Source organism: Hymenobacter agri (assembly GCF_054778495.1).
Map to the genome: position 1 here is coordinate 1 of NZ_BAAGZM010001241.1, position 610 is coordinate 610.

1 protein-coding gene is annotated in these 610 nt (G+C 66.9%); it reads left to right on the forward strand.

The window, feature by feature from the left end; all coding sequences use genetic code 11:
• Positions 1 to 260 precede the first annotated feature (260 nt).
• A complete protein-coding gene (locus tag ACYVDE_RS25555) occupies positions 261 to 509 on the forward strand; it encodes a hypothetical protein (protein WP_460504314.1) in 249 nt (82 codons plus the stop codon).
• Positions 510 to 610: the final 101 nt, after the last annotated feature.

The window sequence follows — 610 nt, forward strand, 5'->3', positions numbered from 1 at the left end:
GGCCGCCCCGGCGCATGCGGCACTGGTTGCCCGCACGGCCGTGGCAGTGCTGGGCGAGGCTAATGGCTTCAGCCTGCTGCGCGGGCCGCGAGGCGAAACAGGCTGGGCGATAATCTGAAGATGCCAGCTCTTGAGCCGGACAAAATGGGGTGTGAACGGAAGGCAACCCGGGCCGCAGCCTTGCGTTAGCTGAACCGAGGCTGTACTTTGCGGCCCAGCTGCCTCCAGGCGGCCTTTTCTCACCACCCAACATCGCAATCATGCCCGAATCTACTTCCCCCAACTGGGCCGACATGGCCGCCTCGCTGCTCGGCAAGCTTTCGGGTGGCGTCGAGCTCAGCTGCGCCTTCGACCAGATGGAGCTGCAGGTGCCCAACCCGCAGAACCCCAGCGCCCCCGCCGCCACCTGGAAGCTGAACGGCTCGCTCCGTATTCGCACCCGCGGCGAGCAACCCGCTTCGGCGCCGCAGCCGCAACTGTCCGCCCCCCGCCCCGAACCCGGTGCCTAGCGCGCTCGAAATCGATGCCCAGCTGGTCATCAGCTGGAATGGTCATCCGCTGCAGCTGGCGGCGGCCGGCACCTACCTCATCCTCAATATTCCCAGCCAGG